Origin of the sequence: Corynebacterium sp. 74A (genome assembly GCF_008930665.1) — a bacterium.
GTDB lineage: Bacteria > Actinomycetota > Actinomycetes > Mycobacteriales > Mycobacteriaceae > Corynebacterium > Corynebacterium megadyptis.
In genome coordinates this window covers 175235-190980 of record NZ_PQMG01000004.1, presented here as the reverse complement: position 1 = coordinate 190980, position 15746 = coordinate 175235, and the positions used below count along the sequence as shown (strand labels likewise).

The following is a 15746-nucleotide window of genomic DNA, read 5'->3' as shown; positions in this document are numbered from 1 at the left end:
AGGAGGAGCCGGGTGCAGGCGGGGCGCGAGCGGGGGTTGTAGGATTATTAAACTATGGAAAACTCTCGCTCAACCACCCCACGACCAGAGAAGAAGCAACGCGTCCTATCCGGCATTCAGCCCACCGCAGACTCCTATCACCTCGGTAACTACCTCGGTGCCCTGAAGCAGTGGATTGATCTGCAGGATTCCTATGACGCCTTCTACTTCATCCCTGATCTGCATGCCATTACTGTTGAGCAGAATCCGAAGGAGTTGCGCGAGCGCACCATCAAGGGTGTCGCGCAGCTCTTGGCGCTGGGCATTGACCCGGAAAAGTCCACCCTCTTCGTGCAATCGCATGTGCCCGCCCACGCCGAGCTGAGCTGGGTGCTCACCTGCCTCACCGGCTTCGGCGAGGCCTCCCGCATGACCCAGTTCAAGGACAAGTCCGCCAAGCAGGGCCAAGACCGCACCAGCGCCGGTCTCTTTACCTATCCCATGCTCATGGCCGCCGATATCCTGCTCTACCGCCCCCAGTTGGTGCCGGTGGGCGAGGATCAGCGCCAGCACCTCGAGCTCACCCGCACCCTCGCGGAGCGCTTTAACTCCAAGTACAAGAAGACCTTCGTGGTGCCGGAGAGCTTCATCCCCGAGGGCGCAGCCAAGATCTACGATCTGCAGGAGCCCACCTCGAAGATGAGCAAGTCCGGCTCCAACCCCAAGGGTCTGATCAACCTGCTCGACGAGCCGAAGGTCTCCGCCAAGCGGATTAAGTCCGCCGTCACCGACAATGACGGAGAGATTCGTTATGACCGCGAGGCCAAGCCGGGCGTGTCCAACCTGCTCGTGATTCAATCGGCATTGACCGGCACCAGCATCGAGGATCTGGTGAACGGTTATGCTGGACAGGGTTATGGCGCGCTCAAGACGGATACGGCCGCCGCGCTGGAGGAGTTCACCACCCCGCTCAAACAGCGCTTCGATAGCTTCTTGGCTGATCGCGGCGAGCTGGAAAATATCCTGGCCAAGGGAGCCGATAAGGCTTCCGAGATCGCCGAATCCACCTTGGACGATGTCTACGAGCGGGTGGGCTTTTTGGCAGGACAGCGTCGCTAAGCGAGACGCATAAAAGAGACTGAGGAGACACCATTTATGGCGGCACGCACTACCGCTAACCCCGCACGCACCGACGTGCACGGCATCGAGCGCACCAACGACGACAACGTCGGCGCTCTCGCCGCTTTCCGCGCCAAGCACGCGTGGTTCGATCACATCATGCGCATGCAGGAGCGCTATTCCTCGATGGGTGGCAACCAATACGCCGCCGGCATCACCTACTTTTCGGTGCTGTCAATTTTCCCCATTCTCATGCTGCTCTTCGCCGCCCTCGGCTTCGTGCTCGCCGGCAACCCGCAGCTTCTTAGCGAGGTGCAACAGCGCATCACCGAATCGGTGGACGGCTCCATGTCCGAGACTCTCACCGAAATCCTGGACACCGCTGTGAAACAGCGCGGCTCGGTGGCGGGAATCGGTGCCCTCACGGCCCTGTGGTCCGGTCTGGGCTGGATGCACAACCTGCGCTATGGCGTGTCCAAGATGTGGAAGCTCAACCCAGTGGGTGGCAACTTCCTGGTGAATAAGCTGCGCGACTTCGTCGGCCTGATCACCCTGCTGCTGGCCTTGGTGCTCGCCTTCGGTGTGACCGCCGTGGGCGCCTCGGGGCTGACCGCCACGCTGCTGGAACGGGTGGGCTTGAGCGGTGTCCCCGGCATCAGCTACATCACCTATGTGGTGGCCGTGGTCGTCGGTGTGCTGGCGAACTACCTCGTGTTCTTCTGGTTGGTGAAGTTCATGCCGCGCACTAAGACCCCGCTGAAATCCTGCGCGAAGGCCGCTCTTTTGGGCGCAATTGGATTCGAAATCCTGAAGCAGTTCGGTTCCTTGTTCTTTTCCAATGCGCTGTCCAACCCGGCCGGCGCCACCTTCGGGCCGATCATCGGTGTGATGGCCCTGCTCTACTTCGTCTGGCGTATCCTGCTGTATTCCTCCGCGTGGGCGGCTACCACCGAGGAATCTTTGGCGCTGGTGGACTATGACGTGCCAGAGCCGGCCGTGATCCGCGTGCGCCGCGAAGTGCGCACTCAAAGCGCGGTATCCTCGACCGCCGCTATTGTCGGCGCGGGCGCTGTGGCTGGCGGCCTGCTTGCCGCGATCTTCGGCGGCAAATAGACTCTCAGCCTCTCGGGTCTCGTTCATCCAGCGTGGACGGGGCCCTGTTCTCTGCGATGGGCGGACTGTGCTGTTTCTCAGTCTTTGCTAAGCTGCCAGTGGTCTGCTCAGCGAGACGGATGGAGAGCACACCCAGGTGGCCGCATTAACCTCACCGAATCCCGCGGCGGAGGATGAATTCGGCATTGAACGCGCCGATTCCGTCCCGCCGCGGTTGTGGGCTGCGCGCCGCGCCGCGTGGCCGTGGTTCGACCACACCATGCGCATGATCGATCGCTATATCCGCTGCGGCGGCTGGCAGTATGGTGCCGCCATCACCTACTTCTCAGTGATGTCCATCGTCCCGCTGCTCATGCTCGTCTTTGCCGCCGCCGGCTTCGTGCTCAATAGCCAGCCGCGACTGATCGACGGCATCGATAGCTTCCTCCGCGAATACTTAGGCGGCGACGCCGCTGCTCCCTTCATGTCCCTCATCATGGAGGCCATGGACCAGCGCAGCATGGTGCTGGGGCTGGGTGCTTTTACGGCGATGTGGACGGGCACGAACTGGATGGTGAACCTGCGCTTCGGCACCAGCGCGGTGTGGCTGGCGGATGCCCGCGGCCCCAATTTCTTCATCTCCAAGCTGCGCGATCTAGTGGAACTCATCGGCCTCATGGTGGTGCTGCTCATCGCCTTTAGTGTCACCACCGTGCAGACGAGTGCGGTGGCTGACCGAATTGTCGCCTATCTCGGATTGACCCATGTGCCTGGCGTGGGCGTGGGATTGAGCCTAGCCGCGGTGGCCGTGGCGGTGCTGGCGAATATCATCGCCCTGGCGTGGATTATGAAGGCCGTGCCCACCGTGGCTGTGCCGTGGTCGCTGGTATGGCAGCCGGCCCTCGTTGGAGCGGTGATTCTAGAGCTTTTCAAACGCGCCGCCAGCGCCATCGCCATCTTTTTCTTCAACTATCCGGCGGGGGTGGTCTTCGGCCCCGTGATCGCGCTCATGGTGCTGCTGTTTATCGTCTGGCAGATCGTGCTGCTGTGCACCTCGTGGTCGGCCACCAGCGATGGCGCCCGCGAATTCGTGGAGCTGGAGGCACCCCAACCCGCCGTGCTGCACACGGTGGGGGTGCGTGTCCGCCGTGCCCCGATCGCCACCGTGTTCGCACTCCTGTGCGCCGGCGCCGCCGCAGCGGCCGTGGGTGTCCGGTGGCTGCGCTACTCTAGAACTGACGATCGTGCCAAAGGAGAACACTAGTGAATTACCAGCACATTATGGCCGAGCCAGTGGTGGACATTTACCGTTTGCTGGACCTCGATCATGACGCGGATCGAGCCCTCGTGCGGCTGTGCACCATCGACGCCGAACTAGAGCTTGAGGGGCTGGCGGAAGAACAATCACCGCGGCGCGAGGTGCGTATCCTCATGGAAATCATGGATGATGCCGACACACAGCGGGAATATGACGAGAAGGCGCTCGGCCAGCCGTGTAGCTGGGCTGAGCTCGACACCCTCGCCAAGATCGGCGAGCTGCCCGATGATCTCGGCACCCGTACCCACTTCGGCTCGCAGGCAGCGATGCCGCCGCAGCCCAGGCCGGGAGTCACCACGGCAGGCCCCGCTGGGGTGCCGGGAATGCCGAATATGTCTTCCCCCACCTACGGGGTCGCGCCGCAGGGCCCGCAGCAGCCTGTCCCCGCACAGGGATATAGCACTGGCGGCCCCGATGAGCGCCGGCCAGGGCAGGGAACGCGCTTGATCCTAGGAGTCGGCGACTGGTTTGTTGCCCAGTTGTGCGCGCAGGCGATACAAGGGGTCTTTGGCTATTCCGACTCGGATGCCCTGGTGAGCGTCCTCATTACCCTCGTGGTCATGCTGGTCTATGTGTGCGGCTCCGAAACCCTCCTCGGCGGCACCCCAGTGAAACTCGCCGCCGGATACCGCACGAAGGATGTGCGCACCGGCAAGAATCTCTCGCTGGGGCAGTCGTTGAAGCGTTCCTGGTGGAAGTTCTTCGCCGCTGTCCCAGGCGGCGAGGTGGTATCTATCGTCGCTGGCGCCTACTACAAATACACCATCACCGAGCAGCGTGGCTATGTGGGTAAGCACGACGAGTCCGTGCACGGCGAGGTCGTGCGCAAGCGCTTCGTGGAGGATAACTAGCGCCGGCGGCGGGGGCGCAGGAGCGCCCGACGGCGCCGCCGCGAGCGCACCCCAGTCACGCCGACCACTCCGGCGAGAATAAGACCGAGGAGAAACGCCGCCACCAAGGCCACGTCCGCGCCCCGCGATGGGCCGGCAGGTTCCGGCTCCGTCGCGGCGGCGTCCTCGCTGGCAGTGCCGGTGGTTGAGGGGGTGCTTGTCTCCACCGAGCTCGTTTCGGCCGCAGCAGCCACCGTGCCGACCGGCTCGGCAACGGGTGGGGTGTCGGCCGCGGCGTCGATGAGATCATCGGCCATCTGCCAGGCACGCTTCGTCGGGGTGACGGTGGCATCCAGGATCACCGCGGCGAGGCGGCGCCCATTGACCTCCCGCGCGCCCACGAAGGTGTGGTTGGCATCATCGGTATAGCCGGTCTTGCCGCCGAGGGAGTCCTCATGCTTGGACAGCAGCTGATTATCGTTCCACACCTCGAATCCCTCGTAGTCGCCCCAGCCGGGAAAATCGATAGAGCGCGTGCGTACGATCTCCGCGAATACCGGATTGGCCCACGCCTGCTTATAAATGAGCGCCAAATCAAAGGCCGTGGTGGACATGCCCGGGCCATCCAGTCCGCTATAGGTGGCGGCGCGCGTATTGCGTGCCCCCAGCTCTTGGGCGAGGGCATTGACCTTCTCGAGTGCTACGCGATCGCCGCCGAGCTCTTGGGCGAGGGCGTGGGCGGCATCGTTGCCGCTAGCCATGAGCAGGCCGCTGATGAGCTGCCGATTGGTGTACACCCCATCCGGGCCGATACCCACCGCCGAGCCCTCGATACCGGCCGATTCCGGCGAGACGGTCACCTTCTTATCCAGATCGAGATTCGTGATGCTCACCAGCGCCAGCAAGGCTTTAATCACCGAGGCCGGGCGGTAGCGGCCGTGCGGATCCTTCGCGGCACTCACCTCGCCGGAGTCAAGATCGAACACAATCCAGCTCGAGGCGGTATTGCCTTGGGGCACGGTGAAGCCCGCGGCGGCGATGACACCGCACTCGTTGAGCTTCGGCCCGCCGGCATTGATCGCCGGCACCGGCAGCGGCGCCGGGGAGCTCTGCCCCGGTTTCGGCTCCTCTGAGGTATCCACCGGGGGCGGTGGGGTCGTGGCGTGCGGGCAATCATCCGTATTCGGCGAGGTGGTTCGCTGCGTTGTCTCTGAGGTGGAGGGGGTGGTCTCCTTCTGTGCCCAGGACACGGGCACGCCGGTGGTGCATAAAGAGAGCGCGAGAAGACAGGCGGGGAGGCGTCGATAAGCGCGGGAAAAATGTTCAGCCATGATAGGCCGATAGTCTATTGCACGAGGCCACCCATGAGGTGGGAGGCGGCGACGCTGGTGTCACCTTAGAATGTGACCATGATCAACCCCACGTCCTCTCCTCTTCCGCCGCCGCCGCGTGAGATCGTGCAGCAGCTGCCGAAAGTATCCCTTCACGATCACCTCGATGGTGGTTTAAGCCCTGATCTTATGGTGAGTCTCGCTGCCGAGCAGGGCTATGAGCTGCCGGAACTCACACCGGAGGCGCTGGCGCAGTGGTTTGAGCAGAAGTCCAATGCGGGTAGTCTCGCGGGCTATCTCGAGTGTTTTGCCCACACCGTAGCCCTGATGCAAGACGCCGCCTCCATCGCTGCTGTGGCCAAGGACGCCGTGTTTCAGCTGGCCGCCGACAATTGCGTGTACGCGGAGCTGCGCTTCGCCCCTGAGCTGCACACGCAGAAGGGGCTGAGCATGCAGGAGGTGGTGGACGCCGCCATCGCCGGGATCAAGACGGCCACCGTCATGCTCGACGAATGCGGCGTGAGCATTGTGGTGCGGCTGATCCTCTGCGGCATGCGCCAGCAGAACAACGTGCTGGAGGTGGCGCAGCTGACCGTGGACAACTACCACCCAGGCTCGGTCGAAGGCATGGTGGTGGGCTTCGATCTTGCCGGCCCGGAGGATGGTTTTCCGGCCTCGCGCTTCCGCGAGGCCTTCGAGCTGCTGCGCCGTCACTTTGTGCCCGTGACCATTCACGCGGGCGAGGCCGCTGGGGTGGATTCCATCCGCGAGGCCCTGGAGCTGGGAGCACGTCGTATCGGCCACGGGGTGCGGCTGATGGATGTGCTTCCCGGGGATGAAGAACTCACCACCGATCCCGTCGCGCGCTATATCTACGACAACGAGATTTGCCTAGAGCTATGCCCCCACTCGAACTACCAGACGGGCGCGGTCGCCCACGGCCAGGTGCATCCCTTCGCCGAACTATTCAACCGCGGCTTCGCCTGCGCCATCAACACCGATAACCGGTTGGTCTCGGGTGTTACCCAGACCGATGAGATGATGTATCTGGTCGAGAAGTGCGGCCTGAGCTTCGAGGATCTGCGCGATATCACCCTTATCTCCATGGAGGCCGCCTTCTTGCAGCGGGAGGTGCGCGATGTGATCCTCGTGGACTATATCGATCCGCGCATGAACGAGGCACGGGAGGCCTATGCCGCGTATCTCGCCACCGCCGGTGCCGCAGTCGATGCGGAGCTGGTCGGCGCTGCGGATCTCGGGGACAACGACACCGCCCACCTTGTGCGCGGCGCGGCCGGCGACTCAGGCGCGGGCGTTGTGCCCATGTCCACGGCGGATTCTGAGGAGGGGGGCTCCTATGGCGAGGGCGAGGCCATGCCGCTGCTGGTGGTGGAACAGCTCAGGGTCACGCCCTTCTGGGGCGATATGAACCAGGAGCTGGCTGGGCTCTCTCCGGAACGGGTCGAGGATATTGAGGAGCGCGTCGATATGCTGACGCGCACCTATCTTGTGACGCACCACGTGGCGCTGGACGGGGCGCACCGGGCGCGGCTGTGGCTGCTGCTACGCGATAGCCTCGCTATGCTCGATGAGCTCTCTCAGGTGGCGGGCCGCCCCATCAAGGCCGAACACGATATCCTGCCGATCTTTCGCCCCGATGCCGAGGATGAGCGTAGCCGCTATGGCGGCTACCGGGTGGACGCCAGCGAGCTCGCCGCGCTCATCGGAGAGGACGTGGAGGGCGCAGACGCCTCCGGCGATGAGGAGGACATGGATGAGCCCACCGTGTCGGAGCCGCCGCAGGGTGTGCAGTCCAGGGCGCGCCGTGTCGATCACGATGGGCAGATTGGGTGGCGCCGCGTCTAAGGCATAAGCCCCGCAGGCGCTGGCGCCACGGGGTTAGAACTTGCTGAAGCGCTGGGTGAGGGTCTCAGTGAGGGCCTTCCAGCCTTCGGCTTCCTTGCTAAAGGGCGCATCCGGCACATAGTTCGAGGCGCCGCCGAGCATATAGGATATGTAGTCCTGCAGGCTGGGGCGGGCCAGCAGGATGGAGTTGAGCGAGTCATCGGCGGCCCAGTCGGCAGCATCCGCCAGCAGCTCATAGGCGCGGCGCATCTGCTCGGTATCCACTTCCTTGGGGCCCTTGCGGATATCGTCCTCGAGGCCGGTGAAGGAATAGGAGTTGTCCTCGTGCACGGTGACCTCGAGGGTGCCGCCATTGACCTCCGTCATCACGGTCTCCCAGGTGGAGAGCTTGGCGAGGTCATGATCGCCGTGCTCAGCCAGCCAGCGGGGCATGGTTTTGCGGTTATTGAAGGTGAAGATCTCGCCGTATTTACCCAGGAACACCGGCCGGCCTTCCACGTAGGTGCGCAGCGTATACAGGGTGCGGCCTTCAATGCTGATTTTCACCGGATCGATACCGGCGGCGGCCCACACGGTGCTGTCATAGGGGTCGGCGGCCTCGGCCTCTTCCTTGCGCTTAGCCTCGGCGGCGGCCTTTTCCTCCGCAATACGCTCCTGGGAGGCGGCGATGGCGGTCTCGGCCTCGGCCACGGCGTTGTCATCGACCTCGGGGGTGAATACGTGGCCGTCGAGGGCATCTACCACATCATTCCAGCTGTTGAGCACCACGCGGCCCACGCCGGTCCATTCCTCTGCGCCCTGCTCACCGATGTAATGATCCGAGCCGCGATCCAGATTGTCCAGCACAGAGTGCCCAGAGAAGAAGGAGGTCACCGTCACATCGGCGAGGACCTCTCCCAGCGAGCGCGCCACCCGCAGGGCGCGGGCAGTGCCCGATACGGCGTTGTGGCTGGGGCGCTCGGCGAGCAGCGCGGGCACGCCCACCACATCGGCGTAGCCGGAATCATCCGGCACCACGCGGGCCTCCGGCTTGGATTGGAAACTCGACCAGCGCGGGTGATTCGACAGATCGTGGTGGGGATGGGCCGAGATATAGGCGAGGAGCTCGGCGGGGGAGTGGAAGAAGAAGACATTGTCATCATCTCCCAAAAACGCCTGCCAGACGCTGCCGTGTTCGCGGTAGGCCGGCGCCCACAGGGTGTAGAAGTCCCCTTCTGTGAGCGCAATCTTTATAGGAATAATCGTCTGTTGTGCCTCGGAGGAGGAAGAAGTCATGCGCTAAAGCCTAGTCGAGCCTTAGGAGGTGGGGCGATAGAACCCTAGAAACCCCATCCCCATGTTGGTGGTGCGCACCGGGTTCTTCTGCACCGGGTCGCCGGCCTCGATCATCATGCCCTCGCCGGTATACATGGCCACATGCCCATCCCACACCACGAGATCGCCCGGCTGCAGCTCATCGGCGCCGACCTGCCGGCCCACCGCCTGCTCATGCGCCATCCGCGGCAGCTCCACACCGGCCTGGGCATAGGACCACTGCACCAGCCCAGAGCAATCAAAACCATCTGGGGTGGTACCGCCCCACACATAGGGCGTGCCCAGCTGGGATTCCGCAGCCGCCACGGCACGCGCTCCCGCGGTGCTTGTCGACGCCGTCTCGCCGCCCACACCACCTGCCGCAGAGTCGGGAGCTTGGTCCAGATCGAGCGGGCCGCGCTGCGCGATATGCTCCAGCTGGGCGGTGGGTTGTGCCAGCTCCGCCTCGAGCTGCTGCGTGCGCTGCCCCGCCGCCGCGAGGGTGGCCGGGGAGAGAGCCGCGAGGGCCTGGGCGGCGGCGAGGTGTTGTGCCGGGTGGGGGCTGAGCATCTGGGGCGCAAGCCGGGTGACATCTGTGAGATAGTGCTGGGCCAGGTCCACGAGATCGGTGCTGGCGCGAGCAATGATCGGCTGGGCAATGGCCATGATCTGCTGCAGCTCCGCCTTTTCCGCATGCAGGGCGCCGGCGGCGTGAGTGAGACGGTGGGGCTCGGCGCCGAACATGGGAGCAAGACGCTGGGCGGCGGAGATATCCGTCACCTCGCCGAACTCGTGGGGCAGAGCAGGGCTGGGCAGCAGGGCGGCGAGCTGGTTGAGTACCTGAAACATCAGCCTCAGACCTGCCTGTTCAGTGATGCGGCGAGTTCGGCGTCGACAAGCTCAATAGAACGAAGATGCCCGGCTGTATCTTGGGCGCGCTGTTCGCAGTAGTGGGCGAGCTGCTGGCTGCGCTGCCCGGTGGCGGCCGTGGCGCGGGCGAGGGCGGCGGTGAAGCGCTCCATCCCAGGGGTTGGGGCCAGCGCCGGTGGTGCTGCTGGGGTGGTGGTGGCTGCCGCGGTGAGGAGATCGCGCAGCAATGAGCGGGCATAGCTGGGGGTGCACATGAGGTCAGTCATGCTCATCTAGACGTTGCGCACACCCGTGATGGTTCCCCTCGTCGGCGATCAGGGGCACTGTTCTATTCTGGAACGTATGGAGACCAAGGTTATTGACCACCCGCTCGTCGCAGCCCGACTGACCATCATGCGGGATAAGCGCAGCAACAACGCCACCTTCCGCGCCGCGCTCCGCGATCTCGGAGCAATGCTCATCTACGAAGCCTGCCGCGACGTGCCGGTAGAAACCTTCGACTGCCACACTCCGGTGGCCGTGGCGGAGGGGGCGCGCCTGGAAAACCCGCCGATCATCGTCCCCGTCATCCGCGCCGGACTGGGCATGATCGACCCGGCCCTGTCCATGATCCCCGATGCCCAGGTGGGCTTCATCGGCTTGGCTCGCGATGAAGAGACCCATGAGCCGGTGCCCTATCTGGAGGCACTGCCCGAGGATCTCACCGACCAGCCGGTGTTCGTGGTGGATCCCATGCTCGCTACCGGTGGGTCGTTGTTGCACGCCATCCGCTTGCTGCATGCCCGCGGCGCCACCGACATCACCGCCGTGTGCATGGTCTCGGCGCAGCCCGGGGTGCAGGCGCTCGCCGATTCCGGACTGCCCGTGCGGCTCGTCACCGCCACCATCGACCCCGAGCTAAACGAGGACGCCTATATCGTGCCCGGTTTGGGTGACGCCGGCGATCGCCTCTACGGTCCGCGCAACATCGACCTCTAAAAACCCGCCCACCCCATGGTGGTGCTCCTCACTCTCGTGGGGCATGCACACCATGGTGTGCAGACTCTGCCCGCTTGCGTAGGCAGAGTCTTTTTGATGGCTGATGACGATAACGTAATTTACTGGCCGAGCTATGCTGTGGCGCTCGGCCAGCGGGTGCGCACATTGCGCGCCATGCGCGATATCAGCCAAGAACGCCTCGCCGAGCTCGCCGGGGTGCACCGCAATGCGGTGGTCGGGCTCGAACGCGGGGTGTCCTCCCGAAATGGCAGCGCCAATCCGCAGCTCGCCACCATCTATCGCATCGCCCGTGCCCTCCACGTGCCTCTCGCGGTGCTGCTTCCCGATGCCACCACCCCGCCCCGCCGGCTCTGCCGGGCCACAGAGTCCCTGCCCAGCGAGGTGGATGTGGTGTGGCCGCGCGAGCCTGAGGACGTGCTGCCCTTCGATGGCTCGCACGTGATCATTGACGGCGATGATCCCCGCTTCGTGGATGAGTTCCATCCGCTCTATGTTCTCCGGCAGCAGGCGCGGCTAAAGATCAAGGCGCGAGAGGATGCTGCGGATGACGCGGATGCCGCCGAGACCGCAGAGCTAGAGGCGTCCGAGTAGCTCCCGCAACTCGCCGACGATACGGGTGGCCAGTGTCTCCGACTGCTCCGCTGAGTTAGTTCCAGAGACGTGGATATAGATTTTGGCTTTGCTCTCCGTGCCGGAGGTGCGGGCCAGAATGCGCACCCGCCCAGCCTCGCCGCTGCCGCTCCATCCAATGATTTGATCGTCGAGTAGCGGCAGGGGACGGAGGGGAATATCGGCCAGTTGCCGCGGCGGCGCGGCGGCGGCCTCCTCCAGCAAGGTCTGCGGATCGGAGGTGCGGATGATGACTTTGCGGCTGGCATAGTAGCCATGGCGCTTGTGCAGCGTCATCAGCTCCTGCTCAAGAGAGGAGCCATGCATGTTCAGCTCGGCCGCCCAGGCGCAGGTAATCAGCGCCGTGGCTAGTCCATCCTTGTCCGGCACGCGCGCCGGATCGACACAAAAACCTTGGGCTTCCTCATAGGCGAAGACGAGCTGGCCGAGGCGATCGTCCGCGGTTTGGGTCATGTTCTTAAAACCGGTGGCGGATTCCTGATAGTCCCAGCCCCGCGCGGCGGCCAGAGACTTCAAGAGGTGCGAGGACACTCGGGTGGTGGCCACGACTGGGGCCGGCGCGCCCGCATGAGCATCGGAGACCAGCCGGGTAGCCAGCAGCGGCCCCAGCTCGTCCGCGCTGAGCATGCGGTGGGTACCGGCGGCGGTTTTGATACCGATGCCGCAGCGATCCCCGTCCGGATCGAGGGCAATGATGAGGTCGGCGTCGTGGTCGGCGGCGAGCTCGAGCACCTGCTCGACCGCGCTGGGCTCCTCCGGATCGGGGAAGGCGAGGGTGGGGAAGGTGGGGTCGGGATGTTGCTGGCTCAACACCGGATAGCACAGCGCGAACCCCGCTGACTGCAGGCATTGGTGCAAAACGCGGCCGGTCACCCCATGCATCGCGGTGTAGACCACCGTCAGTCCGGCGCGCTCGGTGGCCACGCGCAGCCGATCATCCGCGCCGGGATCCACCAGATCCACCACATAGTCCACATAGCGGCGCAGTTGATCCTGGGTGGGGCGCACATGCACCCGCGGGATCTCGGGTGCCGGCGGCATATCCTCCATCAACGCGGTGATCTCCGCCGCCCTATCGGTGGAGAGCAGCCGCCCGTCGCGGGTGTAGAGCTTGCAGCCATTGTCCACGGCCGGATTGTGGGAGGCGGTGATCTGGATGCCGCCATCGAAGCAGCGAGTGTGTATCAAAAATGGGATGAGCGGGGTGGGGGTGGGTTGGGGCAGTAGTGTCACTTCGAAGCCGGCCCCAGCACACACTTCGGCGGCGGCTTGGGCGAAGGCGGATGAGCCATAGCGGGTGTCCCAGCCCACCACCACGCGAATGGGGGCGTCGGTGGCGTGGAGTAGCCGGCCAATCCCGGGTTCTTCGGAAGGGGAGTCGTCCGCGAAGCGGCTGGGCGGGGTGGTGCGCTGCGTGGTGTGACTGGGCAGCCAGGCGGCGAAGGCCGCGGCCAAGCGGGTGATGAGAGTGATGTTCATCTGCCGTGGTCCTGGCCCGACGGGGGCGCGGAAACCGGTGGTGCCATAGACCAGAGGGGCAGCGGAGTGGGGGTCGGAGGGGCGGGATTCCACGACTGACTATCCTTTAGCTGCTTGCGGAAGGGGTCCTATGTTGAGCCTAGCGTTATTACCCCACGTTCTGGTACGGCAAAGCCGCTAGTGTGTAATGGAAGAAGAGTTCAAGGATTGTTTGTTGCCGCGAGGAGGGACGGAGTCGCGTGAGCGATGTGTGGAGTCATGTACAGGGCTGGATCGAGGAGCACCATGATGTGGTGCTTAGCTGGCGCCGTCATCTCCACAGCCACCCAGAGTTATCGCACCGCGAGTACGAGACCACCGACTTCCTCGAGCAGGTGCTGCGCTCCTATGGATTAGAGCCGGTGCGTTTCCCCGATACGGGGCTGCGGGTGGATCTCGGCCCCGATACCGGCGAGAAGCTGGCCTTCCGCGCCGATATCGATGCGCTGCCCATCACCGAGATCACGGGCCTCGATTTCGCCTCCGAGAAGCAGGGCTATATGCACGCCTGCGGCCACGATGTGCACACCACCATCGCCTTGGCCACGGCCTGCGCCTTAAGCAGCTTCGACCTCAACCTCGGGGTGCGCTTCATTTTCCAGCCTGCCGAGGAGGTACTGGAAGGCGGCGCCCCCGAGGTGATCTCCTATGGTGCTCTCGAGGGAGTGGGAAGTATCTACGCCCTGCACGTGGAACCGAAGTTGAAGGTGGGCAAGGTGGGGGTGCGTACCGGGGCGATCACCTCGGCGGCCGATAGCCTCACCATCACGGTCTCTGGGCACGGCGGGCACTCGGCACGCCCGCACCTGACCGAGGATGTGGTTTACGCCTTGGGTGCGCTCGTTACCCAGCTGCCGGGACTCTTGTCGCGCGGGGTTGATCCGCGCTCCGGCACGGTGTTGGCCTTCGGCTCGGTCAAGGCGGGTTTCGCTGCCAATGCTCTGCCTCAGCACGGGGTGCTCTTGGGCACGGTGCGCACCGCCGATATTCGGGTCTGGCGCATGATGCAGCCGCTCATGGAGGAGCTGATCCAACAGGTGGTGGCGCCCACCGGCTGCGAGGCGCAGGTGCGCTATGTGCGCGGGGTACCGCCCGTGGTTAACGATGATGTGGCCACGGCTGTGCTTGCCGACGCCGCCACGAGCGTGGATCCGCACGCGGTAGTGGAAGCTCCCCAATCCTCCGGTGGCGAGGATTTCTCTTGGTATCTCGAGCACGTGCCCGGCTCCATGGCGCGGCTGGGCTGCTGGGACGGCACCGGCACCCCGGGAGATTTGCACCAAGGCGATCTGGTGGTGGACGAGCGCGCCATCTCGGTGGGCATCCGCCTTTTCGCCGCGATCCTGAAACGCTACCTCGCCACCGATACTGGGGCCAGTAACCCTGAGATTCCTTAAGGTTTCGTTAGACTGAAGCCACCCATAGTTTCACAATCGTCTGCACGGAGGAATTTTGTCTAAGCGCATTGTCATTATCGGCGGCGGCCCCGCCGGCTACGAAGCCGCTCTCGCCGGCACCAAATACGGTGCCGAGATCACGCTCATCGAGGATCAAGGAGCCGGCGGCTCCGCGGTGCTCTTCGACTGTGTGCCCTCGAAGTCCTTTATCTCCACCACCAGCGTCAAAACGGACCTGCGCCGTGCCGACGACATGAAGCTGGTGGATACCGGCGATACCGTGCTCTTTTCTCTCGGCGCCGCCAATAAACGTGTGCTGGACCTGGCGAAGGCACAGTCCCATGACATCCGCACCCAGCTCGAGCGCGCCGGGGTGCGCGTGATCAACGGCCGCGCCGAGTTCGACGATAGCGCCCCCAAGCATGCCACCCACTTCGTGAAGGTGCACACCGCCGAAGGGGAGGAAGAGGTGCTCGAGAGCGATCTCGTGCTCATCGCCACCGGCGCCTCCCCGCGGGTGCTGCCCGGTGCCGTGCCGGATGGAGAGCGCATCTTGGACTGGCGCCAAATCTATGACCTAAAAGAACTTCCCGAGCACCTCATCGTGGTCGGTTCCGGTGTGACCGGTGCTGAGTTCGTCTCCGCCTTCGCCGAGATGGGTGTGCAGGTGACGATGGTGGCGTCCCGCGACCGCATTCTGCCCCACGATGATGCCGACGCCGCCGATACGCTCGAGGACGTGCTCGCAGAGCGCGGCGTGAAGCTGGAAAAGCACGCCCGCGTAGATAGCGTGACCAACACCGGCGAGGGCGTTATCGTGCGCACCTCTGATGGACGCGAAATCGAGGGCTCGCACGCCCTGATGACCGTCGGTTCCGTGCCCAATACCAAGGATCTCGGCCTGGATCGCATCGGGGTCGAGGTAGCCCGCTCCGGCCACATCATGGTCGATCGCGTCTCCCGCACCTCCGTTACCGGCATTTACGCCGCCGGCGACTGCACCGACCTCTTCCCGCTGGCCTCCGTGGCCGCTATGCAGGGGCGCATCGCCATGTACCACGCCCTCGGCGAGGGCGTGAACCCGATTCGCTTGAAGACGGTCGCCAGCGCAGTGTTCACCCGCCCTGAGATCGCCGCTGTGGGTATCACCCAGGCGCAGCTCGAGTCCGGCGAGGTGGCCGCCCGCCAAATCAAGCTGCCGCTGTCGACTAACCCGCGCGCCAAGATGCGCGCCCTGCGCTATGGCTTCGTCAAGATCTTCTGCCGGAAGAATTCCGGCCTCGTCATCGGCGGCGTCGTGGTGGCCCCCACCGCCTCCGAGCTGATCCTGCCCATTGCGCTCGCCGTGAACCACAACCTCACGGTGTCCGATCTGGCCGATACCTTCTCCGTGTATCCGACGCTGTCTGGCTCTATCACCGAGGCTGCCCGCCAGCTGGTGCAGCACGACGATCTGGAGTAACACGCCCGCAGACCTTTAGCGAGCCCCGAGATGCGCTGCGTA

General features: G+C 64.4%; 14 protein-coding genes. 9 read left to right on the top strand and 5 right to left on the bottom strand.

All coding sequences use genetic code 11. The features are described 5' to 3' along the window. The first annotated feature begins 54 nt into the window (after window positions 1-54). From trpS to GBB11_RS07795, 4 genes are all read left to right on the top strand, one after another. Entirely contained in the window at window positions 55-1098 is a 1044-nt protein-coding gene (gene trpS / locus GBB11_RS07810) for a tryptophan--tRNA ligase (RefSeq protein WP_151529555.1), read from the top strand. A 36-nt stretch (window positions 1099-1134) separates the two neighbouring features. Beyond that, entirely contained in the window at window positions 1135-2211 is a 1077-nt protein-coding gene (gene yhjD / locus GBB11_RS07805) for an inner membrane protein YhjD (protein WP_151550249.1), read from the top strand. A 136-nt stretch (window positions 2212-2347) separates the two neighbouring features. Continuing rightward, on the top strand, window positions 2348-3454 hold the full coding sequence (locus GBB11_RS07800) for a YihY/virulence factor BrkB family protein (RefSeq protein ID WP_151550248.1): 1107 nt from the start codon (window positions 2348-2350) through the stop codon (window positions 3452-3454). Further along, the gene (locus GBB11_RS07795) at window positions 3454-4359 is read left to right on the top strand and encodes an RDD family protein (protein ID WP_151550247.1); all 906 of its coding nucleotides are present in this window, start codon (window positions 3454-3456) and stop codon (window positions 4357-4359) included. The genes GBB11_RS07800 and GBB11_RS07795 overlap by 1 nt, the downstream gene beginning before the upstream one ends. Here the strand turns inward: GBB11_RS07795 and GBB11_RS07790 are convergent. Next, entirely contained in the window at window positions 4356-5669 is a 1314-nt protein-coding gene (locus GBB11_RS07790; RefSeq protein ID WP_151550246.1) for a serine hydrolase, read from the bottom strand. The two genes, GBB11_RS07795 and GBB11_RS07790, sit on opposite strands and share 4 nt — an antisense overlap. Window positions 5670-5747: 78 nt before the next feature. Between GBB11_RS07790 and GBB11_RS07785 the strand changes: the two genes are divergently transcribed. Next, on the top strand, window positions 5748-7535 hold the full coding sequence (locus GBB11_RS07785; protein WP_151550245.1) for an adenosine deaminase: 1788 nt from the start codon (window positions 5748-5750) through the stop codon (window positions 7533-7535). A 33-nt stretch (window positions 7536-7568) separates the two neighbouring features. Here GBB11_RS07785 and GBB11_RS07780 read toward each other — a convergent pair whose 3' ends face one another. The 3 genes from GBB11_RS07780 to GBB11_RS07770 are packed head-to-tail and all read right to left on the bottom strand — an operon-like array spanning window position 7569 to window position 9964. Beyond that, window positions 7569-8810, bottom strand: coding sequence for a hypothetical protein (locus tag GBB11_RS07780; RefSeq protein ID WP_151550244.1), 1242 nt, complete (start codon window positions 8808-8810; stop codon window positions 7569-7571). Window positions 8811-8831: 21 nt separating this feature from the next. Continuing rightward, complete coding sequence (locus GBB11_RS07775; protein ID WP_151550243.1) at window positions 8832-9677, bottom strand: C40 family peptidase; 846 nt, start codon at window positions 9675-9677, stop codon at window positions 8832-8834. Between the two features lie 5 nt (window positions 9678-9682). Continuing rightward, a complete protein-coding gene (locus GBB11_RS07770; protein ID WP_151550242.1) occupies window positions 9683-9964 on the bottom strand; it encodes a hypothetical protein in 282 nt (93 codons plus the stop codon). 76 nt (window positions 9965-10040) lie between these two features. On the opposite strand from GBB11_RS07770, the gene upp reads away from it, so the two are divergent. After that, the gene (gene upp / locus GBB11_RS07765) at window positions 10041-10676 is read left to right on the top strand and encodes a uracil phosphoribosyltransferase (RefSeq protein ID WP_151529546.1); all 636 of its coding nucleotides are present in this window, start codon (window positions 10041-10043) and stop codon (window positions 10674-10676) included. A 96-nt stretch (window positions 10677-10772) separates the two neighbouring features. Continuing rightward, entirely contained in the window at window positions 10773-11288 is a 516-nt protein-coding gene (locus tag GBB11_RS07760; RefSeq protein WP_151550241.1) for a helix-turn-helix domain-containing protein, read from the top strand. Here GBB11_RS07760 and GBB11_RS07755 read toward each other — a convergent pair. Beyond that, complete coding sequence (locus GBB11_RS07755; RefSeq protein ID WP_151582282.1) at window positions 11271-12806, bottom strand: phospho-sugar mutase; 1536 nt, start codon at window positions 12804-12806, stop codon at window positions 11271-11273. The genes GBB11_RS07760 and GBB11_RS07755 overlap by 18 nt on opposite strands. 239 nt (window positions 12807-13045) lie before the next feature. Here GBB11_RS07755 and GBB11_RS07750 point away from each other — a divergent pair, with 239 nt between their 5' ends. Further along, entirely contained in the window at window positions 13046-14242 is a 1197-nt protein-coding gene (locus tag GBB11_RS07750; protein WP_151550095.1) for an amidohydrolase, read from the top strand. 55 nt (window positions 14243-14297) lie between these two features. Continuing rightward, window positions 14298-15704, top strand: a complete 1407-nt coding sequence (locus GBB11_RS07745; RefSeq protein WP_151550094.1) for an NAD(P)H-quinone dehydrogenase — start codon at window positions 14298-14300, stop codon at window positions 15702-15704. The last annotated feature ends 42 nt before the right edge of the window (window positions 15705-15746 follow it).